The sequence below is a fragment of the Pseudomonas sp. sp1636 genome, from assembly GCF_030376615.1.
GTDB lineage: Bacteria > Pseudomonadota > Gammaproteobacteria > Pseudomonadales > Pseudomonadaceae > Aquipseudomonas.
On sequence record NZ_JARRAB010000005.1, the window covers coordinates 170,592 to 193,347 of the forward strand.

21 protein-coding genes and 1 other RNA gene are annotated in these 22,756 nt (G+C 64.4%); 12 read left to right on the forward strand and 10 right to left on the reverse strand.

All coding sequences use genetic code 11. The features are described from left to right. The first annotated feature begins 17 nt into the window (after positions 1 to 17). On the forward strand, positions 18 to 2,216 hold the full coding sequence (gene ppk1, locus P8H27_RS07205; RefSeq protein ID WP_289636362.1) for a polyphosphate kinase 1: 2,199 nt from the start codon (positions 18 to 20) through the stop codon (positions 2,214 to 2,216). Here ppk1 and ppx read toward each other — a convergent pair. Beyond that, a complete protein-coding gene (gene ppx, locus P8H27_RS07210) occupies positions 2,203 to 3,705 on the reverse strand; it encodes an exopolyphosphatase (protein WP_289636364.1) in 1,503 nt (500 codons plus the stop codon). The two genes, ppk1 and ppx, sit on opposite strands and share 14 nt — an antisense overlap. Before the next feature lie 264 nt (positions 3,706 to 3,969). On the opposite strand from ppx, the gene trxA reads away from it, so the two are divergent. The 4 genes from trxA (at position 3,970) to P8H27_RS07230 (ending at position 8,465) form a co-directional block, all read left to right on the forward strand. After that, positions 3,970 to 4,296, forward strand: coding sequence for a thioredoxin TrxA (gene trxA, locus P8H27_RS07215; RefSeq protein ID WP_289636366.1), 327 nt, complete (start codon positions 3,970 to 3,972; stop codon positions 4,294 to 4,296). A 246-nt stretch (positions 4,297 to 4,542) separates the two neighbouring features. Further along, entirely contained in the window at positions 4,543 to 5,802 is a 1,260-nt protein-coding gene (rho, locus tag P8H27_RS07220) for a transcription termination factor Rho (protein WP_289636368.1), read from the forward strand. Between the two features lie 127 nt (positions 5,803 to 5,929). Beyond that, on the forward strand, positions 5,930 to 7,396 hold the full coding sequence (gene ubiD / locus P8H27_RS07225; protein WP_289636369.1) for a 4-hydroxy-3-polyprenylbenzoate decarboxylase: 1,467 nt from the start codon (positions 5,930 to 5,932) through the stop codon (positions 7,394 to 7,396). Between the two features lie 100 nt (positions 7,397 to 7,496). Further along, positions 7,497 to 8,465 (forward strand): CDP-6-deoxy-delta-3,4-glucoseen reductase, encoded by a 969-nt coding sequence (locus P8H27_RS07230; RefSeq protein ID WP_289636371.1) that lies wholly within the window; start codon positions 7,497 to 7,499, stop codon positions 8,463 to 8,465. A gap of 73 nt (positions 8,466 to 8,538) precedes the next feature. On the opposite strand, the gene P8H27_RS07235 is transcribed toward P8H27_RS07230, so the two are convergent. Beyond that, a complete protein-coding gene (locus P8H27_RS07235) occupies positions 8,539 to 9,516 on the reverse strand; it encodes an NADPH:quinone oxidoreductase family protein (protein ID WP_289636373.1) in 978 nt (325 codons plus the stop codon). Positions 9,517 to 9,674: 158 nt separating this feature from the next. On the opposite strand from P8H27_RS07235, the gene P8H27_RS07240 reads away from it, so the two are divergent. Continuing rightward, positions 9,675 to 10,088: a flagellar basal body-associated protein FliL gene (locus tag P8H27_RS07240; RefSeq protein ID WP_289636374.1), complete on the forward strand. Its 414-nt coding sequence runs from the start codon at positions 9,675 to 9,677 to the stop codon at positions 10,086 to 10,088. A 167-nt stretch (positions 10,089 to 10,255) separates the two neighbouring features. Here P8H27_RS07240 and P8H27_RS07245 read toward each other — a convergent pair whose 3' ends face one another. The 4 genes from P8H27_RS07245 to P8H27_RS07260 form a co-directional block, all read right to left on the reverse strand. Then, the gene (locus P8H27_RS07245; protein WP_289636375.1) at positions 10,256 to 11,380 is read right to left on the reverse strand and encodes an ABC transporter permease; all 1,125 of its coding nucleotides are present in this window, start codon (positions 11,378 to 11,380) and stop codon (positions 10,256 to 10,258) included. Next, positions 11,380 to 14,121 carry a ribosome-associated ATPase/putative transporter RbbA gene (rbbA, locus tag P8H27_RS07250; protein WP_289636377.1) on the reverse strand — a complete coding sequence of 914 codons (2,742 nt, stop codon included), beginning with the start codon at positions 14,119 to 14,121 and terminating at the stop codon, positions 11,380 to 11,382. The genes P8H27_RS07245 and rbbA overlap by 1 nt, the downstream gene beginning before the upstream one ends. Continuing rightward, positions 14,118 to 15,194 (reverse strand): HlyD family secretion protein, encoded by a 1,077-nt coding sequence (locus tag P8H27_RS07255; RefSeq protein WP_289636378.1) that lies wholly within the window; start codon positions 15,192 to 15,194, stop codon positions 14,118 to 14,120. The genes rbbA and P8H27_RS07255 overlap by 4 nt, the downstream gene beginning before the upstream one ends. A gap of 217 nt (positions 15,195 to 15,411) precedes the next feature. After that, complete coding sequence (locus P8H27_RS07260) at positions 15,412 to 15,861, reverse strand: EVE domain-containing protein (RefSeq protein WP_289636379.1); 450 nt, start codon at positions 15,859 to 15,861, stop codon at positions 15,412 to 15,414. 198 nt (positions 15,862 to 16,059) lie between these two features. On the opposite strand from P8H27_RS07260, the gene P8H27_RS07265 reads away from it, so the two are divergent. Further along, positions 16,060 to 16,191, forward strand: coding sequence for a hypothetical protein (locus tag P8H27_RS07265; RefSeq protein WP_289636381.1), 132 nt, complete (start codon positions 16,060 to 16,062; stop codon positions 16,189 to 16,191). Positions 16,192 to 16,245: 54 nt separating this feature from the next. On the opposite strand, the gene P8H27_RS07270 is transcribed toward P8H27_RS07265, so the two are convergent. From P8H27_RS07270 to P8H27_RS07285, 4 genes are all read right to left on the reverse strand, one after another. Then, the gene (locus tag P8H27_RS07270) at positions 16,246 to 16,842 is read right to left on the reverse strand and encodes a 5-formyltetrahydrofolate cyclo-ligase (protein WP_289636382.1); all 597 of its coding nucleotides are present in this window, start codon (positions 16,840 to 16,842) and stop codon (positions 16,246 to 16,248) included. A 49-nt stretch (positions 16,843 to 16,891) separates the two neighbouring features. Continuing rightward, positions 16,892 to 17,070, reverse strand: a non-coding RNA gene (gene ssrS / locus P8H27_RS07275) — 6S RNA. A 33-nt stretch (positions 17,071 to 17,103) separates the two neighbouring features. After that, entirely contained in the window at positions 17,104 to 17,424 is a 321-nt protein-coding gene (locus tag P8H27_RS07280) for a cell division protein ZapA (protein WP_289636384.1), read from the reverse strand. Beyond that, on the reverse strand, positions 17,421 to 17,630 hold the full coding sequence (locus tag P8H27_RS07285) for a TIGR02449 family protein (protein WP_289636386.1): 210 nt from the start codon (positions 17,628 to 17,630) through the stop codon (positions 17,421 to 17,423). The genes P8H27_RS07280 and P8H27_RS07285 overlap by 4 nt, the downstream gene beginning before the upstream one ends. A 154-nt stretch (positions 17,631 to 17,784) precedes the next feature. Between P8H27_RS07285 and P8H27_RS07290 the strand changes: the two genes are divergently transcribed. The 5 genes from P8H27_RS07290 to P8H27_RS07310 are packed head-to-tail and all read left to right on the forward strand — an operon-like array spanning position 17,785 to position 22,613. Next, positions 17,785 to 18,339, forward strand: a complete 555-nt coding sequence (locus P8H27_RS07290; RefSeq protein ID WP_289636387.1) for a YecA family protein — start codon at positions 17,785 to 17,787, stop codon at positions 18,337 to 18,339. 34 nt (positions 18,340 to 18,373) lie between these two features. Beyond that, complete coding sequence (pepP, locus tag P8H27_RS07295; RefSeq protein ID WP_289636388.1) at positions 18,374 to 19,708, forward strand: Xaa-Pro aminopeptidase; 1,335 nt, start codon at positions 18,374 to 18,376, stop codon at positions 19,706 to 19,708. Positions 19,709 to 19,712: 4 nt separating this feature from the next. Further along, complete coding sequence (gene ubiH / locus P8H27_RS07300) at positions 19,713 to 20,900, forward strand: 2-octaprenyl-6-methoxyphenyl hydroxylase (protein ID WP_289636389.1); 1,188 nt, start codon at positions 19,713 to 19,715, stop codon at positions 20,898 to 20,900. A gap of 3 nt (positions 20,901 to 20,903) precedes the next feature. Beyond that, positions 20,904 to 21,386 carry a DUF4442 domain-containing protein gene (locus P8H27_RS07305; protein WP_289636390.1) on the forward strand — a complete coding sequence of 161 codons (483 nt, stop codon included), beginning with the start codon at positions 20,904 to 20,906 and terminating at the stop codon, positions 21,384 to 21,386. Between the two features lie 9 nt (positions 21,387 to 21,395). Then, on the forward strand, positions 21,396 to 22,613 hold the full coding sequence (locus tag P8H27_RS07310) for a 2-octaprenyl-3-methyl-6-methoxy-1,4-benzoquinol hydroxylase (protein WP_289636391.1): 1,218 nt from the start codon (positions 21,396 to 21,398) through the stop codon (positions 22,611 to 22,613). The last annotated feature ends 143 nt before the right edge of the window (positions 22,614 to 22,756 follow it).

Consider the following 22,756-nt stretch of genomic DNA (forward strand, 5'->3'; position numbering starts at 1 on the left):
CCCGCCAGGACGATCCAATGACTACCGAAGGACTCCCCCAGAGCGAATTGCAGACTGCCGAAGCGGCCGTCGCCGAACTGCCAGCGGAAATCCTGCTGCCGATCGAAACGCCCACGCCAGCGCCGCCCATGGTGGTGCCGAGCCTGGACGACAGCAGCCTGTATATCCACCGTGAGTTGTCGCAACTGCAATTCAACATTCGCGTGCTGGAGCAGGCGCTGGATGAGTCCTACCCGTTGCTGGAGCGGCTGAAGTTCCTGCTGATTTTCTCCAGCAATCTGGATGAGTTCTTCGAGATTCGCGTGGCCGGCCTGAAGAAGCAGATCAACTTCGCCCGCGAACAGGCCGCCGCCGATGGCTTGCAGCCGCACCAGGCGCTGGCGCGGATCTCCGAGCTGGCGCACGAACAGGTTAGCCGGCAGTACGCGATTCTCAACGACACCCTGTTGCCGGCGCTGGAGAAGCACCGGGTGCGCTTTATCCGCCGGCGTCACTGGAACACCAAGTTGAAGGCCTGGGTGCGCCGCTATTTCCGCGACGAGATCGCGCCGATCATCACGCCGATCGGTCTGGATCCGACCCACCCGTTTCCCTTGCTGGTGAACAAGAGCCTGAACTTCATCGTCGAGCTGGAGGGCATCGACGCCTTCGGCCGCGACTCGGGCCTGGCGATCATCCCGGCGCCGCGCCTGCTGCCGCGGATCATCAAGGTGCCCGAGGAAGTCGGTGGCGCTGGCGACAACTACGTGTTCCTCTCCTCGATGATCCACGCCCATGCCGACGACCTGTTCCAGGGCATGAAGGTCAAGGGCTGCTACCAGTTCCGTCTGACCCGCAACGCCGACCTGTCGGTGGACACCGAAGACGTCGAGGATCTGGCCCGCGCCCTGCGTGGCGAGCTGTTTTCGCGGCGTTACGGCGATGCGGTGCGTCTGGAGGTGGTCGACACCTGCCCGCGGCCGCTGCTGGATTACCTGCTCAAGCAGTTCAGCCTGAGCGAGAGCGAGTTGTATCGGGTCGGCGGCCCGGTCAACCTGACCCGCCTGTTCAGCATCACCGGCCTGGCCAGTCATCCGGAGCTGCAGTATTCGCCGTTCACCCCGGTGATCCCCAAGCTGCTGCAGAACAGCGACAACATCTTCAGCGTGATCAGCAAGCAGGACATCCTGCTGCTGCACCCGTTCGAGTCCTTCACCCCGGTGGTCGATCTGCTCCGTCAGGCGGCGAAAGATCCGCACGTGCTGGCGATCAAGCAGACCCTGTACCGCAGCGGCGCCAACTCGGAAATCGTCGATGCGCTGGTCGAGGCGGCGCGCAACGGCAAGGAAGTCACCGCGGTGATCGAGCTGCGTGCGCGCTTCGACGAGGAGTCCAACCTGGCCCTGGCCAGCCGCTTGCAGGCGGCCGGTGCGGTGGTGATCTATGGGGTGGTCGGGTTCAAGACCCACGCCAAGATGATGTTGGTTCTGCGTCGCGAGAGCGGCGAGATCGTCCGCTACGCGCACCTGGGCACCGGCAACTACCATGCCGGCAACGCCAAGCTGTACACCGACTACAGCCTGCTCACCGCCGATGTGGCCCTCGGCGAGGATGTGGCGAAGATGTTCAGCCAGTTGATCGGCATGGGCAAGACCCTGCGCATGAAGAAACTGCTGCATGCGCCCTTCACCCTGAAGAAAACCCTGCTCGACATGATCGCCAAGGAAACCGCCCTGGCCAGCGAGGGTAAGCCGGCGCACATCATCGCCAAGTTCAACTCGTTGACCGACGCGAAGATCATCCGCGCGTTGTACAAGGCCAGCCAGACCGGGGTGCGCATCGATCTGGTGGTGCGCGGCATGTGCTGCCTGCGTCCGGGTATTGCCGGGGTGTCGCACAATATTCAGGTGCGCTCGATCATCGGCCGCTTCCTCGAACACACGCGGGTGTTCTATTTCCTCAACGAGGGCGAGGAGAAGGTCTACCTGTCCAGTGCCGACTGGATGGAGCGCAATCTGGACAAGCGGGTCGAGACCTGCTTCCCGGTGGAAGGCAAGAAATTGGTCATGCGGGTGAAAAAAGAACTGGAGGCCTACCTGAGCGACAACACCCAGAGCTGGGTGCTGCAAGCGGACGGCCGCTACCTGCGCAGCAGCCCGACCGGCAACCAGAACCCGCGCAGCGCCCAGGCCGGGTTGCTGGAAAAGCTGACGGTGCCGCTGGTCAGCGCACGCTGAGTTCGATGTCGATGCGTTTGAGCCAGCCCGCTTCCTGAGTGAAATCCGCTTGGGTCAGCGGGTTGGCGTTCAGCCAACCCGCGGGAAACACTATTTCCAGGCTCTGCGCGCTGGCCTCTAGCTGAACCCGGGGCATCTCCTGGGTACTGCGGATGTGATGGAACAGAATGGCGAAACGCAGCAGCACGCACAGACGAACCAGCTTGATGCCTTCGTCGCCGAACTCGCCCAACTTGTCCTTGGGGATATTGCGTCGGTGACCGCGCACCAGCAGAGCGAGCATCTGCTGATCCATGCGTGAGAAGCCGGCCAGGTCGGAGTGTTCGATCAGGTAGGCGCCGTGCTTGTGGTACTGGTAGTGGGCGATGTCCAGGCCCAGCTCATGCACGCGGGCCGCCCAGATCAGCAGTTCGCGATGCCATTCGTCGCCCAGCTCCCAGCTGTCGGCCACTTGATCGAGGGCTTCCAGGGCCTTGTGCTCGACCCGGGCGGCTTGCTCCAGGTCGACGTGGTAACGCTCCATCAGCGCGCTCAGGGTGCGCTGGCGCACGTCTTCGTGGTGATGGCGGCCGATCAGGTCGTAGAGCACGCCTTCGCGCAGGGCGCCTTCGGAATGCGACATGCGCTCGATCTCGCAGGCATCGAAAATCGCTTCGAGGATGGCCAGGCCGGCAGGGAATATCCCGCGGCGATCCGCTTTGATGCCGTCGAGGTCGAGCTTGTCCACGTCCCCGATCTTGAATATTTTGCGCTTGAGCCAGGCCAGGCCGTCCGGGTTGATCTCGCCGCTGCCCAGCCCCGCGGCCTGGATCGCCAGGCCGATGGCTTTGATGGTGCCGGCCGCGCCGACCGCATCCTGCCAGCCGAGCCGGCGTAATGCATGCTCGATACCCATGATCTCCAGGCGGGCGGCGGTGTAGGCCTGGGCGTAGCGTGCCGGGGTGATCTTGCCGTCCTTGAAGTAGCGCTGGGTGTAGCTCACGCAGCCCATCTGCAGGCTCTCGCGCAGCAACGGCTCGAAACGCTGGCCAATGATGAACTCGGTACTGCCGCCGCCGATATCGGTCACCAGGCGCTTGCCCGGGGTGTCGGCGATGCTGTGGGACACGCCGAGGTAGATCAGGCGCGCTTCTTCGCGGCCGGAAATGACCTCGACCGGGTGGCCGAGGATTTCCTCGGCGCGGCGGATGAATTCGCCGCTGTTACGCGCCTCGCGCAGGGCATTGGTGCCGACGATACGCACCGCACCCTCCGGCAGGCTGGCGGTCAGTTGGGCGAACCGCCGCAGGCAGTCGAGGCCGCGCTGCATGGCGTCCTCGCTGAGCAGGCGCAGCTCGTCGATACCGGCGGCCAGCTGCACCTTGTCGCCCAAGCGTTCGAGGATGCGCAGTTCGCCGTGATCGGCCTTGGCCAACACCATGTGGAAGCTGTTGGAACCCAGGTCGATGGCTGCGATCAAGGGAAATGACTCTGCAGGGGTATGCGGCATGATCAGGCTTTCTCGATGCGGAACGCCGCCATCGTGCCACGATAGGCCTGGCACGCCAACGCATACTGATGTCGCAGGCCGTTGTCGAGTGCCTGGCGATCCGCCAATTTGACGCGTCAGGAGCCGGCACCGGCCAAGCGCGGTGTGAGTTGCGCAGCGCTTCGCCAAGGCCTATAGATAAGCTCAATGGCGTTCGCCTTCCTGTGCCGGGAAAGGCGGGCTATCATGGCGACCACTTTTTGCTTCCGAACACGGAGACTTTCCATGAGCGAATTCATCACCAATGTCAGCGATGCCAGCTTCGACCAGGACGTCATACAGGCCGAGGGTCCGGTGCTGGTCGATTACTGGGCTGAGTGGTGCGGCCCGTGCAAGATGATTGCCCCGGTGCTCGATGAGATCGCCCAGACTTACCAAGGCAAACTCAAGGTCTGCAAGCTGAACATCGACGAAAACCAGAACACTCCGCCGAAATACGGCGTGCGTGGTATCCCGACCCTGATGCTGTTCAAGAACGGCAATGTCGAAGCCACCAAGGTCGGCGCGCTGTCCAAGTCGCAGCTGGCAGCCTTCCTCGACAGCAATATCTAAGTTGCCCCGAATGACAGAAGCCCCGCAAATTGCGGGGCTTTTTTCTGCCTGAATGCTGGACGTGCCAATAAAGCCGGTGTTACATTCGGCCTCGCTGCATTTCCTATGCAGCCCCCTGCAAGCCGTCGCCGACGCATTCCTACGCGAATACCTTCGATACACGCTGGCGATCCAATCGCCTTTTAGCGGCGCGGCCTCCCAAGCTGAATAGCTTATTTCCCCTCCTTCATGAATTACGTCATTCCTATGAATCTGACCGAACTCAAGCAAAAGCCGATCACCGAACTGCTGGAACTCGCCGAACAACAGGGCCTGGAAAACATGGCCCGTTCGCGCAAGCAGGACGTGATTTTCTCGCTGTTGAAAAAACACGCTAAAAGCGGTGAGGAAATCTCCGGTGATGGCGTGCTGGAGATTCTCCAGGACGGTTTCGGCTTTCTCCGCTCCGCGGATGCCTCGTACCTCGCTGGCCCCGACGACATCTACGTCTCGCCGAGCCAGATTCGCCGCTTCAACTTGCGTACCGGCGATACCATAGTCGGCAAGATTCGTCCGCCGAAAGAAGGCGAGCGTTATTTTGCCCTGCTCAAGGTCGATACGATCAACTACGATCGCCCGGAAAACGCCAAGAACAAGATTCTGTTCGAGAACCTGACGCCGCTGTTCCCCACCAAGCGCCTGCTCATGGAAGCCGGTAACGGCTCCACCGAAGACATTACCGGGCGGGTGATCGACCTCTGCGCGCCGATCGGCAAGGGCCAGCGCGGCCTGATCGTGGCGCCGCCGAAGGCCGGCAAGACCATCATGTTGCAGAACATCGCGGCTAACATCGCGCGCAACAATCCCGAGTGCCACCTGATCGTCCTGCTGATCGACGAGCGCCCGGAAGAAGTGACCGAGATGCAGCGCACCGTGCGCGGCGAAGTGGTCGCCTCGACCTTCGACGAGCCGCCGACCCGCCACGTGCAGGTCGCCGAGATGGTGATCGAGAAGGCCAAGCGTCTGGTCGAGCACAAGAAGGACGTGGTTATCCTGCTCGACTCCATCACCCGTCTGGCGCGTGCCTACAACACCGTGATCCCGAGCTCCGGCAAGGTGCTCACCGGTGGTGTCGACGCCCATGCCCTGGAGAAGCCCAAGCGTTTCTTCGGTGCCGCGCGCAATATCGAGGAAGGCGGTTCGTTGACCATCATCGCCACCGCGCTGGTGGAAACCGGCTCGAAGATGGACGAGGTGATCTACGAGGAATTCAAAGGCACCGGCAACATGGAACTGCCGTTGGATCGGCGGATCGCCGAGAAGCGCGTGTTCCCGGCGATCAACATCAACCGTTCCGGCACCCGCCGCGAAGAGTTGCTGACCGCCGAAGACGAGCTGCAGCGCATGTGGATTCTGCGCAAGTTGCTGCACCCGATGGATGAAATCGCCGCCATCGAGTTCCTCACCGACAAGCTGAAAGCGACCAAGACCAACGAAGAGTTTTTCATGTCGATGCGTCGCAAGTAAAAGCAGCAAGCACAAAAGCCGGGGCAACCCGGCTTTTGTGCGTCTGCGCGGCGGCAATCCTTCTGAATAACCCGGTTCGGCGCTAAACTTTGCGCCCCGACTGGCCCGCCTGATACGAGGCTCCTGCATGCAATATCGCGACCTGCGCGATTTTATTCGCGGTCTGGAACAGCGCGGCGAACTCAAACGCATTCAGACGCCGGTTTCCCCGGTGCTGGAAATGACCGAAATCTGCGACCGCACCCTGCGCAAGGGCGGCCCGGCGCTGCTGTTCGAAAATCCCACCGGCTTCGCTATGCCGGTGCTCGGCAACCTGTTCGGCACGCCCCAGCGGGTGGCCCTGGGCATGGGGGCGGAGGCGGTCAGCGAGCTGCGCGAGATCGGTAAGCTGCTGGCGTTCCTGAAAGAGCCGGAGCCGCCGAAAGGCCTGAAAGACGCCTGGTCGAAGCTGCCGATTTTCAGAAAGGTGCTGGCCATGGCGCCCAAGGTGTTGAAAGACGCGCCTTGCCACGAGGTGATCGAGGAGGGCGACGACGTCGACCTCGGCAAGTTGCCGGTGCAGACCTGCTGGCCGGGCGATGTCGGCCCGCTGATCACCTGGGGCCTGACCGTGACCAAGGGGCCGCACAAGGAGCGGCAGAATCTCGGTATCTATCGCCAGCAGGTGATCGGCCGCAACAAGCTGATCATGCGCTGGCTCAGCCACCGCGGCGGCGCCCTGGATTTTCGCGACTGGTGCGAGAAGTTTCCGGATCGGCCCTACCCGGTGGCCGTGGCCCTGGGCGCCGATCCGGCGACCATCCTCGGCGCGGTCACCCCGGTGCCTGACAGCCTGTCCGAATACGCCTTCGCCGGCCTGCTGCGCGGCCACCGTACCGAGTTGGTGAAGTGCCGCGGCAGCGAGCTGCAGGTGCCGGCCAGCGCCGAGATCGTCCTCGAGGGGGTGATCCATCCCGGCGAGATGGCCGACGAAGGGCCTTACGGCGACCACACCGGCTACTACAACGAGGTCGATCGCTTCCCGGTGTTCACCGTCGAGCGCATCACCCGCCGGCAGAAGCCGATCTACCACAGCACCTACACCGGGCGGCCGCCGGATGAGCCGGCAATCCTGGGCGTGGCCTTGAATGAAGTGTTCGTGCCGATCCTGCAGAAGCAGTTCCCCGAGATCGTCGACTTCTACCTGCCGCCGGAAGGCTGTTCCTACCGCATGGCGGTGGTGACCATCAAGAAGCAGTACCCCGGCCACGCCAAGCGGGTAATGCTCGGCGTCTGGTCGTTTTTGCGCCAGTTCATGTACACCAAGTTCGTCATAGTCACCGACGACGACATCGATGCGCGCGACTGGAACGACGTGATCTGGGCCATCACCACGCGCATGGATCCCAAGCGCGACACCGTGCTGATCGACAACACGCCGATCGATTACCTGGACTTCGCCTCGCCGGTCTCCGGCCTGGGCAGTAAGATGGGCCTGGACGCCACCCACAAGTGGCCGGGCGAGACCAGTCGCGAGTGGGGCCGGGCGATCGTTCAGGATGAGGCGGTCAAGCGGCGGGTCGACGATCTCTGGGCGCAGTTGGGGATCGACTGATGCGCCATGGCTGGATACCTGCGCGACTGCGGTCGCGCTTACTGCACAGCGTGCGCACCCCGGCCAAGACCGTGGGTTGGCGCTTCGGATTGAAAACGCGATGAAAGTGACCTTGCAACCCTCAGGCGCCGTACTCGAAGTCGAGCGTGGCGAGCGCATTCTCGATGCGGCGCGCCGGCTCGGTTACGACTGCCCGCAGAGCTGCCGCAACGGCAACTGCCATATCTGCGCATCCCTGCTGGTCAACGGCCGGGTGCGTCAGGCCGGCCAAAGCTATGAGCATGGCGAGGTGTTCGCCTGCCTGGCCGAACCCGAAGAGGAGTGCGTACTGCTCTGGGACGGTGTGCTGGCCCCTGGCGAGCTGCCGATGCGCGAGTTGAACTGCCAGCTGATCGAATGCCGCGACGCCGGTGGCGAGGTGTTCCGGGTGCGCCTGCGCGCGCCGGCGGGCAAGCTGCCGCGCTATCACGCCGGCCAGTACCTGCTGTTGCAGCGCGCCGAGGGCGAGTACGCGGCCTTTTCCCTGGCCTCGGCGCCACAGTCCGGGCGCGAGCTGGAACTGCATATTCTGGCGCGTGACCCGTCCAGTATCGCGGTCATCGAGCACCTGCGCGGGCAGGGTTTCGCCCGGGTGCAGATGCCGTTCGGCGATACCCATCTGGCCGAGCTGCCGGACGGGCCGCTGGTGCTGATCGCCGCCGGCACCGGCATGGCGCAGATGCGCAGCCTGATCGAGCACTGCCGCGCCGCCGGCTTCCGCCATCCCGTGCACCTGTACTGGGGCGCGCGGCGGCCGGAAGATTTCTATGAGCTGCCCTGCTGGGCCGAATGGCAGTCGTTACCCAACCTGTTTCTGCATCGGGTGGTCAGCGACCCTTGTGGCTGGCAGGGCCGTTGCGGCCTGTTGCACCAGGCGGTGCGCGAGGACTTCGCCGATCTCAAGCCGTTGCATGTGTATGCCAGTGGCTCGCCGACCATGGTCTACGCGACCCTGGACGCCCTGGTGGAAGCCGGCATGGAGGCCCGGCAGATGCGCGCCGACGTGTTCGCCTACGCGCCGCGTGCGTAGGCCGGATCGCACTTCACCGATCCAGCGGCGGGCGCTGTAGGGGGCGGATGAAAGAGCCTCATCCAGCTTTGGCTCAGCGTACCTGCACCACCACCTTGCCCACCGCCTTGCGCTGGCCGAGGCTGTCGATCGCCGCGGCGGCCTGCTCCAGCGGGAAGGTTTGCGAGACCAGCGGCTTGAGTTTGCCGGCAGCGTGCCAGGCGAACAGTTGCTGGAAGTTGGCGGCGTTGTCCTGCGGCTGGCGCTGGGCGAACGAACCCCAGAACACCCCGACCACCGCCGCCCCCTTGAGCAGGGCCAGGTTGACCGGCAGTTCGGGGATGCGCCCGCTGGCGAAGCCGACCACCAGCAGGCGGCCATTCCAGGCGATGCTGCGGATGGCCGCGTCGAACAGGTCGCCGCCGACCGGGTCATAGATCACGTCGGCGCCCTGGCCGCCGGTCAGGCGTTTGACTTCATCCTTGAGGCTGCAGTCGCTGTAGTTGATCAGCTCGTCGGCGCCGGCGGCCTTGGCCACGGCCAACTTCTCTGCGCTACTCGCCGCGGCAATCACCCGGGCGCCCATGGCCTTGCCGATTTCCACCGCCGCCAGGCCGACGCCGCCGGAGGCGCCCAGCACCAGCAGGGTCTCGCCCGGCTTGAGGCCCGCGCGCTGCTTGAGGGCGTGCATCGAGGTGCCATAGGTCATGCCGAAGGCGGCAGCGCTGACGAAGTCCATGTGCGCGGGGATCGGCATGAGGTTATAGCTCGCCACCGCCACCTGTTCGGCAAAGCTGCCCCAGCCCGTCAGGGCCATCACCCGGTCGCCCACTTTCAGGTGGCCGACTTTTTCGCCCACCGCCGCCACCACCCCGGCCGCCTCGCCGCCGGGGGAGAAGGGCAAAGGCGGCTTGAACTGGTACTTGCCCGCGATGATCAGGGTGTCGGGGAAGTTGACCCCGGCGGCGTGCACCTCGAGCAGCACTTCGTTGGCCTTGGCTGCGGGGTTGGCGACTTCTTCCAGTACCAGGGTTTCGGCGGGGCCGAAGGCTTTGCACAGCACGGCTTTCATCGGGCTATTCCTCTGCGGGAGTGGGCTTGCAGTGTAAGTGCGAGCGGCAGCCGGTCAACCAGCATGGCGGCTGCTGAATACTCGGGCATAAGCAGGGGGCTTGGGCCGCCGCCTGACTGTGGCTATGCTAGGGCTCTATCTGTGGAGGAACACACCCTGTGAAAGTCTGGATCGCTTTATTGTTGGCCTTGTCCCTGCCGCTGACGGCGTCGGCCAATGCAAGTAAAGAGGAGGCGAAAGAAGGGGCGGCGCCCGCCGTGGCCTACATAAGTCTGTTTCCGGCACTGGTGGGTAATTTCGGTTCAGGAACCAAGCTCAAGTACTTCAAGGCGGACATTTCGCTGCGGGTGACGGGGGCGGATGTCGAGGCCACGGTTAAGCACCATGAACCGCTGATTCGCAACCAGTTGGTCATGCTGTTCTCCCAGCAGACCGAGGAAAGCATGAATGCGGCCGATGCCAAGGAAGCCCTGCGCCAGGAAGCCCTCAAGCAAGTGCAAGATGTGCTTAACCAGGAAGAGGGCAAGCCGCTGGTGGATGACCTGCTGTTCAATAACCTGATTATTCAATAGCAGGCCGTTGAAAAATGTAGCGAGCGAAGGCTAGGCAAGGCGAAATCGGCCGAAAAAGCGCAGTTTACTGGTGTAAATGAGCATTTTGAGGCCGATTTCAACGCCGCATAGCCGAGCGCAGTAGTTTTTCAACGGCCTGATAGGGCCAGGCCGCCGGCCAAGGCCTGCTAAGCCATCTGCGCCAGGGTTTTGCGAAAGCGCAGCAGGGCGGCGGCGAAAAACAGCGTGCCGATGGCGCTGATGGCGAGCAGCTGCGGCCAGACGATGGAGAGCCCGGCGCCGCGGTAGAGAATCGCCTGGGCCAGGCTGACAAAGTGCGTCGTGGGGGCGGCCAGCATGATCTGCTGCACCAGTTCGGGCATGCTTTCGCGCGGCGTGGTGCCGCCGGAGAGAATCTGCAGCGGGATCAGCACCAGGATGATCAGCAACCCCAGTTGCGGCATCGAGCGCGCCACCGTGCCGAAGAAGATGCCCATCGAGGTGGTGGCGAACAGGTGCAGCGCCGCGCCGAACAGGAACAGGCCAAGCGATCCGCCGATGGGCACCTGCAACCAACGCTGCACCACCAGGGTCAGCGACAGCAGGGTCGCGACCAGCACCACCAGGCCCATCGACCAGACCTTGGCCAGCATGATCTCCAGCGGCGTGACCGGCATCACCAGCAGGTGTTCGACGGTGCCGTGCTCGCGTTCGCGAATCAGCGCGGCGCCGGTGAGAATGATCGATAGCATGGTGATCTGGTTGATCACCTCCATCACCGAGCCGAACCAGGCGCGCAGCAGGTTCGGATTGAACTTCACCCGCACCGCCAACTCGGCGCTCTGTGCCGGACGGGCACGGTAGCGGCGGACAAACTCGGCGATCTCGCCGGCGCCGATGCTCTGGATATAGCCGGCGCCAGTGAAGGCCTGACTGACCTGGGTGGCATCGACGTTGAGCTGGATCACGGGCGAGCGCCCGGCCAGTACATCGCGCTGGAAGTTCGCCGGGATGTTCAGGCTGAAGGTGTACAACCCGGCATCCATGCCGCGATCCAGCTGGCTTAGGTCGATGCGTGCCGGGGGGCTGAAGTAGGGCGGCTGGAAGGCGTTGATCAGGCGTTCGGAGAGCGGCGACTGATCTTCATCGACCACGCCGATGGAGGCGTGTGCGAGGCTCTCCGGCATGCTGGTGGCGGCGGAGTAAACGCCGATGCTGAAGGCCCAGACGATCAGCAGCACCAGTGCGATGTCGCGCTGCAGGCTGCGAAATTCCTTGCAGCCGAGGTGGGCGATATTGGCCAGCTTGCGCATCAGAGCTCCTGCTTCTTGAGGCAGCCGACGCAGAGCAGGGTCAGCAGCGGAATGCTCAGCAGCAGCGCGCCGAACGGGGCGTACAGATCGCTGAAGTCGAGGGCCTTGGAAAAGGTGCCGCGACTGATCAGCAGAAAATGCGAGGTCGGGTAGAGGGTTCCGATCAGTGCGCCTACCCCCTCCAGCGAGGACACCGGGTAGATCAGCCCGGAAAACTGGATGGCCGGCAGCAGGGTGGCGATGGCGGTGCCGAAGACCGCGGCGATCTGGCTGCGGGTGAAGGTCGAGATCAGCAGGCCCAGGCCGGTGGCGCAGGTGATGTAGAGCAGGCCGCCGAGCAGCAAGGTCGGCAGGCTGCCCTTGAGCGGCACATCGAACAGGGTCACGGCCAGGAGCAGCAAGAGGATGAAGCTGAGCATGCCCAGGGCGATATAGGGCAACTGTTTGCCGAGCAGGAATTCCAGGCGCGTCACCGGGGTGACGTAGAGGTTGATGATCGAGCCCAGCTCTTTTTCCCGCACCACCCCCAAGGCGGTGAGCATGGCCGGAATCAGCATCAGCAGCAGCGGGATGACCGCCGGCACCATGGCCTTGAGGCTTTCCACGTCCGGGTTGTAGCGGTAGCGCACTTCCAGGCCGGCGGGGCTGGCGGGTTGCGCCTGGCTCGAGCGGCGCGCCAGATTGGCCAGGTAGTCGCTGTGCATGCCTTGCACATAAGCCTTGATGGTTTCCGCGCGGGTCGGCATGGCGCCGTCGATCCACATGCCGATGTGGGGGCTGCTGCCGCGCTTGAGGTCACGGCCGAAATTCGCCGGGATTTCCACCGCCAGACTGATTTCGCCGCTGCGCATGCGCCGTTCCAGGTCGTCGTAGTCCTGCAGCGCGGGGCGCTCGATAAAGTAGCGCGAGCCAGACAGGTTGAGGTGGTAGTCCATGCTGGTGGTGGTCTGGTCGCGATCGAGCACGGCGAAGCTCAGGTCTTGCACATCCAGGCTGATGCCGTAGCCGATGATGAACAGCAGCAGCACCGTGCCGAGCAGGGCCATGCTGCCGCGAATCGGGTCGCGGCGCAGCTCCAGGGTTTCCCGGCGGCTGTAGCTGAGCAGGCGGCGCAGGCTGAAGCGCTGGCGCGGGCTTGACGGTGCCGGGTCAGGCTTGGCCGCGGGGCTGGCGGCGACTGGCGCGCCGGCGTTGGCTGCTTCTTCCAGGTAGGCGATAAAGGTCGCTTCCAGGGTCGCCAGGCCGCGCTGCTGCATCAGTCCTTGCGGAGTGTCGCTGGCCAGTACCTTGCCGGCATGCATCAGCGAGATGCGGTCGCAACGCTGCGCCTCGTTCATGAAGTGGGTGGAGATGAAGATGGTCACCCCGTCGTTGCGCGACAGGTCGATCATCAACTGCCAGAAGCCATCGCGGGCCACCGGGTCGACGCCGGAAGTGGGTTCGTCGAGGATCAGGATTTCCGGTTTGTGGATCACCGCCACCGCCAGTGACAAGCGTTGGCGCACGCCCAGCGGCAGGCGCTCGGGCAGGCTGTCGAGCACGCTGCGCAGGTCGAAACGCTCGGCCATCGCGGTGACCCGCCGGGCAATTTCGGCGCGCGGCACATGGAACAGCTGGGCGTGCAGCACCAGGTTCTGGTGCACCGTCAGTTCGGCATATAGGGAGAAGGCCTGGGACATGTAGCCGACCCGGCGGCGGGTGGCCATGTCCTTGGGGTTCACCGTCTGGCCGAACAGCAGGGCTTGGCCCTCGCTGGCCTCGAGCAGGCCGGTGAGGGCTTTCATGGTGGTGGATTTGCCGCAGCCGTTGGAGCCGAGAAAGCCAAAGATTTCCCCGCGTTCGATGCGAAAGTTGACGTGGTCGACGGCGACGAAATCGCCGAAGCGGCAGGTCAGTTCGCGTGCTTCGATGGCGCTGCTCGGTTCGTTAGCGCCTGTAGCCGTCGGCGGCCGCGGTGGAATCACCAGGGCCCGGTGGCCTTGGCGCTTTGCCTCCGGGAGCAGGGCGATAAAGGTGTCTTCCAGGGTGGCGCAGCCATGGGCGTCGCGCAGCCCTTGCGGGGTGCCGGTGGCCAGTATCTGGCCGGCATCCATGGCCACCAGCCAGTCAAAGCGCTGGGCTTCTTCCATATAGGCGGTGGCGACCAGCACGCTCATCTGCGGGCGCTGGCTGCGGATCCGGGCAATCAACTCCCAGAACTGGTTGCGCGAGAGCGGGTCGACGCCGGTGGTGGGCTCGTCGAGGATCAGCAGATCCGGGTCGTGGATCAAGGCGCAGCACAAGCCGAGCTTCTGTTTCATGCCGCCGGAGAGCTTGCCCGCCGGCCGCTCGCGAAAGGCTGTCAGGCCGGTGCTGGCGAGCAGCTCGTCGATGCGCCGGGTGCGCTCGGCCTGACCCTGGCCGAACAGGCGGCCGAAGAAGTCCAGGTTCTCCAGCACCGACAGCGTCGGGTAGAGGTTTTTGCCCAGGCCCTGGGGCATATAGGCAATATGCGGGCAGACCTGGCGGCGATGGCGACGCTCGCGCATATCGCCGCCGAGCACCTCGATCTGCCCGCTCTGGATCTTGCGGGCTCCGGCAATCAGCGCCAGCAGGCTGGACTTGCCGACGCCGTCCGGGCCGATCAGGCCGACCATGCGTTGTGCCGGTATTTCCAGGCTGAGCGCATCCAGCGCGCAGGTCTTGCCGTAGCGCAGGCTGACCTCACGCAGCCGCGCGACTGTTGCTGGCGCCTCGCTCATTGGGGAACCTTGATGACCAGGTGCTCAGGCCATTCGACCTGCGGGTCGAGACGTAGGTAGGCCATGCCGGGTACGCCAGTCTTGACCTGGTGCAGATGACGTTGCAGCAGTTCGGGGGCGATGCGCGCCTTGACCCGGAACACCAGCTTTTCGCGCTCGTTGGCGGTTTCCACGGTTTTCGGGGTGAACTGGGCGACGCTGGCCACATAACTGACCTTGGCCGGGATCACGTACTGGGGAATCGCATCTATGACCAGGCGCACTTCGGCCCCCAGAGCGACCCGGCCAGCCTGGCGTTCGGGGAGAAAGAAGGTCATGTAGACATCGCTCAGATCCACCAGATTGAGCACCTTGCCGCCCGCGCCTATGACTTCGCCAGGCTCGCTCACGCGGTATTGCACGCGGCCGCCGCGCGGGGCCTTGAGCTGACTGTCGGCAATCTCGACCTGCAGGCGTGTGACGCTGGCCTGGGCCGCTTCCACCGCCGACTGCGCTTCGACGACCTGGGATTGTGCGGCCGTGATTCCCGCAGCGGCCGAGATGACCTGGGAGCGCGCCGCGGCCAAGGCCGCCTGGGTGCTTTGTAGGCGTGCCAGGTCATCATCCAGTTGTTGCTGGGGCATGGCGTTGCGTTTAACCAGGATGGCGCTGCGGGCATGCCGTTTTTGCGCGGCGGAAACTTCCGCCTGGCGCTGAAGCACTATGGCTTCGGCGGTGATTTTTTCGCTTTCGCGCAGGCTGACCTGGGCGCGGGCGGTCAACTGGCTGTTCTGCATCTGGCGCATTTGGGCCTGGGCCTGGGCCAGTTGCGCTTGCAGCACCTGGGTGTCCATGAGCGCGACTATCTGTCCGGGCTGGACGAACTCGCCTTCGTCGACCTCGATGCTGGCGATGCGTCCGGCCAGCTTGGTTGCCACGTCCACCTCGGTGGCTTCGATGCGGCCGTTGCCGCTGGCGAAAGCTTGGCCCAGGCCAGTGGGGCGCAGCTCATACCAGAGCAAACCGGTGATTGCCGCGATGATCAGGGCGAGGGTGAGGCGGAGAATCCAATTCTTGCTGCTGGGCATATTCATCCATGGTGTCTCAAGGGCAGGAGGGGCATGGCCTGCGCTGCATGCCGCAGGGGCGAGCAGTGGCCGCTTGTGAGCATCGGCCGACTCCAGGCCTGCCGTGCCGCCGGGATGCCAGGACTCTATCGCGCCGGTCGTATGGATTGTGCTGCAGCGGCTTCGCTCAACCCTTGATGCAGGTCAACCGCAGGCTGCCCCGTGCGCGCTCGCCAGCGCCTGCTCAGCGCATCGCGAGGATGGCCGCCCATTGCTCGGCACTGACCGGCATCACCGACAGGCGACTGCCTTTGTGCACCAGGGGCAGCTCCAGCAAGGCGCCGTGCGCCTTCAGTGCGGCCAGCGGAATGACCCGGCTGAAGGCTTCGACAAACGCCACGTCGACCGCGCTCCAGGGGTTTTTCTCGTGGCTGGCCTTGGCGTCGAAGTAAGGGCTGTGCGGATCCAGCGCCGTCGGGTCGGCATAGGCGGGGCTGCTGATGCAGGCGATGCCGGCGATGCCCGGCTCGGGGCAGCTGGAATGGTAAAAGAACAAGTGCTCGCCGCTCTGCATGCGGCGCAAGAAATTGCGCGCCTGATAATTGCGCACCCCATCCCAGCGGGCGTGGCCGAGGCGCTGCAGGTCGTGGATCGACAGTTCGTCGGGTTCCGACTTCATCAGCCAGTAAGGCATGAACTTTGCTCCCAAAAGGCGGTTCTTGCTGCGGGCCGATGGCCGTACGCGCAGCTGGCGACCGTTTGGCGCCAGAAATTGCTTGGTTGCGACGACTGGCAGACAATGCCGGCCTTTGCATCAGACGGTTTGTACGGCCGATAAAAATAAAACCGCCGGATCACCGTGCGCAGCATGCCTCGAAGGGGGAGGCATCCTATGAAACGTAAGCCAGATCTATTGTGGGTATTAGTCGTTCTGTTCAGCCTGGGCGTGGTTACCACGGGTTACACCCAGAGCCTATGGGAACGCCAGGGTGATAGGCCGGTTAACGTCTCCGCGCAACCCTGAGCCGCCCGCCGAGTTCGCCATGCGCCGCAGGGATCGCGGTGCCGCCAGCACCTTTCAGTACCACGCCCTGTCCGTCACCGTCGCCTTGAGCGGCACATCCCAGCTGGCCAATACCAGCCGATCTACCTGCTGGCATTCATGCGCCAGGCCCAATAAAGTCGGGCTGTGCCATTTTTTGCGCACCCCTCGATACGCCAGGCTGCGGTCGTAGAAGCCGCCGCCCATGCCGATGCGCCCGCCGTGGCGGTCGAAGCCGACCAGCGGCAGCAACACCAGATCCAGTGCCCATACCTTGCGCTGCTGTGCGCGATTGTGGCGCGGTTCGGGGATGCGGAAGCGATTGGGTTTCATGGCCTCGTGCGGGCGCACGCGCTGAAACACCATCTTGCTGCGCGGCCAGGAGTTGAGTACCGGCAGGTAGGTGGCTTTGCCGCGGCGTTGCGCGGCGCGTAACAGCGGCCGCGGGTCGATTTCGCCATCGTTGGGCAGGTACAGGGCGATGTGCTTGGCACGCCGAAACAACGGATGTTGCGCCAGTTGTCGATACAGTTGCTGGGCGGCGCGGCGTTGCGCTTGAGTGTCGAGGGCGCAGCGCTGTTGCCGTAGCAGGCGGCGTAATTGCGGGCGGGTCAGGTCGGCTGAATCGAGCATGATCAGGCGTGGCACCCGTTGCCGGCAGCGGGCAGCAGGTATGAAAATAAGACTCCCCGACGTGTCGCTGTCGGCTTAGCCCTTGAACCCGAAAGTTCAAGGTGGAGGTTGCAGGAGGCGTTAAGGCTTTCCGTCAGGCGGACATGCACACCGGCCCCAACATGCAACCCCCGGGTTTGTGCGTATCGGCTCAGGGACATCACCAACTGGCGCACACTCCAGGGAGCGGTGGCCAGTATACCCGAATCCGCGGCGTCGTAATCAGCGAGCTTGGCCATCGCCACCATCATCGTTGGCCAGGGCATGGTCGACGCGCTCGAGCAGGTTGCGCACATGGTCGCGGGTCGAGGTCGCTTGCTGATCAAGGTTTTGCTGTTTGTGCAGCAGGTCGTGGGTGATGTTCAGCGCGGCCATCACCGCGATGCGGTCGGCACCGATGACTTTGCCGCTGCTGCGGATCTCGCGCATCTTGCCGTCCAGGTAGCGCGCGGCGCTTTCCAGGTTGGCGCGTTCGTCCGCCGGGCAGGCGATGCAATATTCTTTGTCCAGAATATGGACGGTAACGGTATTCGACGGGGTCATGAGTCCTGCTCCAGGGCTTTGAGGCGCGAAATCATGGATTCGACCTTGTGCCGGGCCATTTCGTTCTTTTCGATTAGATGGGCGCGCTCCTCGCGCCAGGCCTGTTCGTTTGCCAGGAGAGTCCGGTTCTGGGTCTTGAGCTGCTCGACCCGCTGGATCAGTTGCTCCAGCTTGGTCGTGAGGGCGTGCAGGTCGACGTCTTCCATGGGGTCTCGCTAAGGCAAGGATTGACCGACTATATAGGCTTGCCCCTGGCTGGGGTCAAACCTTGCGCCGGCCTGGATGGTCTTGGCGCGCCTGCCGGTGCTAGGATACTAGGCCTTCATTCTAGTGATTGCGCCGCTTGGCGCCTAGTGATCTATGCCGACTTCAAGTTCTCCGTATACCGCTTTCGCCGCGCTGCTCGCCAGCAGCGGCCACCCCGTCTCCCCTGCCGAACTGCATGGCCTGCTGTTGGGCCGCAGCTGCGCGGGTGCCGGTTTCGCTATCGATGCCTGGCTGGTGGATGCCGCCGAGCTGCTCGGCGCTGCCCCGCAAGACAACGTACGCCAGGCGTTGATTGGTTTGCAGGAGATGGTCAAGGGCGAGTTGTGCGGTGACGAAGTCACTGTGGTGCTGCTGTTGCCGTCCGATGACGCGCCGCTGGGCGAACGCGCTGCAGCCATTGGCCAGTGGTGCCAGGGCTTTCTCGGCGGCTTCGGCTTGACCGCGGGTGACAGCGCCCTGAGCGCCGAGGCCATGGAGGTGTTGCAGGATCTCTCGGCCATCGCCCAGGTGCAGAACGCCCTGGAAGAGTCGGAAGATGGCGAGAACGATTACATGGAAGTGATGGAATACCTGCGGGTGGCCCCGCTGCTGCTGTTCAGTGAGTGCGCCAAGCCTGTCGCCGCGACCGCCAAGCCGTCGCTGCACTGATTTATTTCGCGTTAGAAGTGGACCCAGCTTGCCCATGATCAGCATCCCCAAGGCGGAATACGCCCGTCGGCGCAAGGCGCTGATGGCGCAGATGGAACCCAACAGCATCGCCATCCTGCCGGCGGCGCCGGTGTATATCCGCAACCGCGACGTCGAGCACGTCTATCGCCAGGACAGCGACTTCCAGTACCTCTCCGGCTTCCCCGAGCCGGAGGCGGTGATCGCCCTGATTCCCGGCCGCGAGCACGGCGAGTACGTGCTGTTCTGTCGCGAGCGCGATCCCGAGCGCGAGCTCTGGGATGGCCTGCGCGCCGGCCAGGACGGCGCGATCGGCCAGTACGGCGCCGCCGATGCCTTCCCCATCGGCGACATCGACGACATCCTTCCCGGCCTGATCGAAGGCCGTGAGCGGGTCTACTACGCCATGGGCACCAATCAGGAGTTCGATCGTCACCTGATGGATTGGATCAACCAGATCCGCTCCAAGGCTCGCCTGGGCGCTTCGCCGCCGAATGAGTTCGTCGCCCTCGACCACCTGTTGCACGACATGCGCCTGTACAAGTCGGCCAACGAGGTCAAGGTGATGAAGGAGGCGGCGCAGATTTCCGCGCGTGCCCACGTGCGCGCCATGCAGGCCAGCCGTGCCGGCCTGCATGAATTCCACCTGGAGGCCGAGCTGGACTACGAGTTCCGCAAGGGCGGGGCGAAGATGCCGGCCTATGGCTCGATAGTCGCGGCCGGCAAGAATGCCTGCATCCTGCATTACCGCGAGAACGATGCGCCGCTCAAGGACGGCGACCTGGTGCTGATCGACGCCGGCTGCGAGATCGATTGCTACGCCAGCGACATCACCCGCTGCTTTCCGGTCAACGGCAAGTTCTCGCCCGAGCAGAAGGCCATCTACGAGCTGGTGCTGGCCGCCAACGAGGAGGCCTTCAAGCACATCGCTCCGGGCAAGCACTGGAACGAAGCCCATGAGGCCACGGTGCGGGTGATCACCGCCGGCCTGGTCGAGCTGGGTCTGCTGCACGGCGAGGTCGACGAGCTGATCGCCGCCGAGGCCTACAAACCTTTCTACATGCACCGCGCCGGCCATTGGTTGGGCATGGACGTGCACGATGTCGGCGACTACAAGGTCGGCGGCGAGTGGCGGGAGCTGGAAGTCGGCATGGCCATGACCGTCGAACCGGGCATCTACATCGCCGCGAACAACACCCATGTGGCGAAGAAATGGCGTGGCATCGGGGTGCGCATCGAAGACGACGTGGTGGTGACCAAGAGCGGTTGCGAGGTGCTGACCCGTAGCGTGCCGAAGACCGTCGCCGAGATCGAGGCGCTGATGGCCGCCGCGCGCACCGTGGCGGCCTGAACCCATGCAGCGAGTCGATCTGGCAATCATCGGCGGCGGGCTGGTCGGCGCCAGCCTGGCCCTGGCCCTGCAGGGCGAGGCCAAGGCGCGCGGCTGGCGCATCAGCCTGATCGAACCTTTCGCCCCGGGCGAAGGTTATCAGCCGAGCTACGATGCGCGCTCTACCGCGCTGTCCTACGGCACGCGGCTGATCTACCAGCGCTTTGGCCTGTGGCAGGCCATCGCTGAGCGCGCCGAGCCGATACTGCAGATCCACGTCTCCGATCGCGGTCGCTTTGCCGCGGCGCGCTTGAGCGCCGCGCAGGAGGGCGTGCCGGCGCTGGGTTATGTGGTGGAAAACGCCTGGTTGGGCCAGTGTCTGTGGCAGGCTCTGGATCGGCAGGTGGTCAGTTGGCGCAGCCCGGCGCAGGTGACTCGCCTGGATGCGCTGGAGCACGGCTATCGCTTGACCCTGGATGACGAGTCCAGTCTGGAGTGTGACCTGGCCGTTCTCGCTGATGGTGGCCGTTCCGGTTTGCGCGAGCAGTTGGGCATCGGCGTCAGCCATAGGCCCTACGGCCAGAGTGCGCTGATCGCCAATCTCAGCCCGCAGGACGATCACCACGGCTTGGCCTTCGAACGCTTCACCGCAGACGGGCCGATGGCCCTGCTGCCGCTGGCGGACAAACGCTGTGCGTTGGTCTGGACTCGCTCGACGGCAGACGCCGAGCGTTTGCTGCGGCTGGATGAAGCGAGCTTTCTCGGCGAGTTGCAGCAGGCCTTCGGTTATCGCCTCGGTGCCTTGCGCCAGGTCGGGGCGCGGCACCTGTACCCGCTGGCGCTGACTGCGGCCGAAGAGCAGGTGCGTTCCCATCTGGTGGTGCTCGGCAACGCCGCGCACAGCCTGCACCCGATTGCCGGGCAGGGCTACAACCTGTCCCTGCGCGATACCCTGGCATTGGCCGAGACGCTGCTGGCCAGCAGTGCGCCGCTGGGCGATCTGGCGACCTTGCAGGGCTATCTGCAGCGGCAGCGGCTCGACCAGCAATTGACCGTGGGCTTTTCCGATCGGGTCACCCGCCTGTTCAGCAGTGGCGAGCCGCTGCTCGCCGCCGGGCGCGGTCTGGGCCTGCTCGGTCTGGATCTGCTGCCGCCGGCCAAACGCTGGTTCGCTCGCCAGGCCATGGGCCTGGGCACCCGTGTGGAGCGCTAGCGGATGACGGCTCGCCGGTTAGCCCGCAAGGCGCGCATGCTGCGCTGGGCGATGAATCTCTATCCGCCCTACCTGGGCGCCGGGGTGTGGGTGCGGCATATCGGCGCGGACTTCCGTCAGGTGCAGGTCAAGATGGGCCTGGGCTGGTACAACCGTAATTATGTGGGCACCCAATTCGGTGGCAGTCTGTATTCGATGACCGATCCGTTCTTCATGCTGATGCTGATGGAGAACCTCGGGCGCGACTACATCGTCTGGGACAAGGCCGCCCGCATCGACTTCATCGCTCCGGGCCAGGGCCCGGTGTTTGCCGACTTCAGCATCGACGAAGGCTTGCTGGAGGAGATCCGTGTCCGCACGGCCGACGGCGACAAGTATTTACCCGAGCTGCAGGTGGAGGTGCGGGACGGCGCCGGAACCCTGGTGGCGCGGGTGCACAAGACCTTGTACGTGCGGCTCAAGCCCCGTGCCCGACAGGCAGCTTAAGGAATCAACATGCGTGCGGATCTGATCATCGTCGGTGCCGGTATGGTCGGCAGCGCCTTGGCGTTGGCCCTGCAAGAGCAGGGCTTGGACATCCTCCTGATCGACGGCGGGCCGCTCAGCGTCAAGCCGTTCGACCCTGCCGCGCCCTTCGAGCCGCGGGTCAGTGCGCTGTCGATCGCCAGCCAGCGGGTGCTCGAACGGCTCGGCGTGTGGCCGGGCGTCACCGCCCGGCGCAGCAGTCCCTATGCCGAGATGCAGGTGTGGGACGGCGCCGGTACCGGACAGATTCATTTCAGTGCGGCCAGCGTGCATGCCGAGACGCTCGGCCATATCGTCGAGAACCGCGTGCTGCAGGACGCCTTGCTCGAGCGCCTGCACGAGGGCAACGTCGGCCTGCTGAACAATGCCCGCCTGGAGCAGTTGCGCCGTTCTGGCGACGACTGGCTGCTGACCCTGAGCGATGGCCGCCAGTTACGCGCGCCCTTGTTGATCGCCGCCGATGGCGCCAACTCGGCGGTGCGCCGTCTGGCCGGTTGCGCCACCCGCGAGTGGGATTACCTGCACCACGCCATCGTCACCAGCGTGCGCTGCGCCGAGGCGCACCAGGCCACGGCCTGGCAGCGCTTCACCGACGACGGCCCGCTGGCCTTTCTGCCCTTGGCTGCCGCGCCGGACGAGCACTGGTGTTCGATCGTCTGGTCGGCCACCCCGAGCGAAGCCGAGCGCCTGATGGCGCTGGACGACGGCGGGTTCTGTGGCGCGCTGGGCAAGGCCTTCGAGCATCGCCTGGGCGCGGTGCTGCACGCCGATCCGCGGCTGTGCATCCCGTTGCGCCAGCGCCATGCCAAGCGCTACGTCGAAGATGGGCTGGCGCTGATCGGCGATGCCGCGCACAGCATCCATCCGCTGGCCGGGCAAGGCGTCAACCTGGGTTTTCTCGATGTCGCAGTGCTGGCCGAGGTGCTGCTGCATGCCCTGGCGCGTGGCGAGTGCCTGGCCGATAAGCGCGTGCTGAGTCGCTACGAGCGTCGGCGCATGCCGCATAACCTGGCGATGATGGCGGCGATGGAGGGCTTCGAGCGCTTGTTCCAGGCCGACCCATTGCCGCTGCGCTGGCTGCGCAACGCCGGGCTCAACTGGGTCGACGAGCTGCCCGAGGCCAAGGCGCTGTTCGTCCGCCAGGCGCTGGGCCTCAGCGGCGATTTGCCGGAGCTGGCGCGTGCCTGAATCCGCCGTTGTCGTCCGTCGATGCGGCTGGACGGATTAAAAAACTGCCGAAGATTGACCTGGGTCATGGTGGCTCATCGTGCTGAAGTGAAGAATGGTTGAGAAACTAAATGACATTCACTACTATTTGATCTTTCGACTCA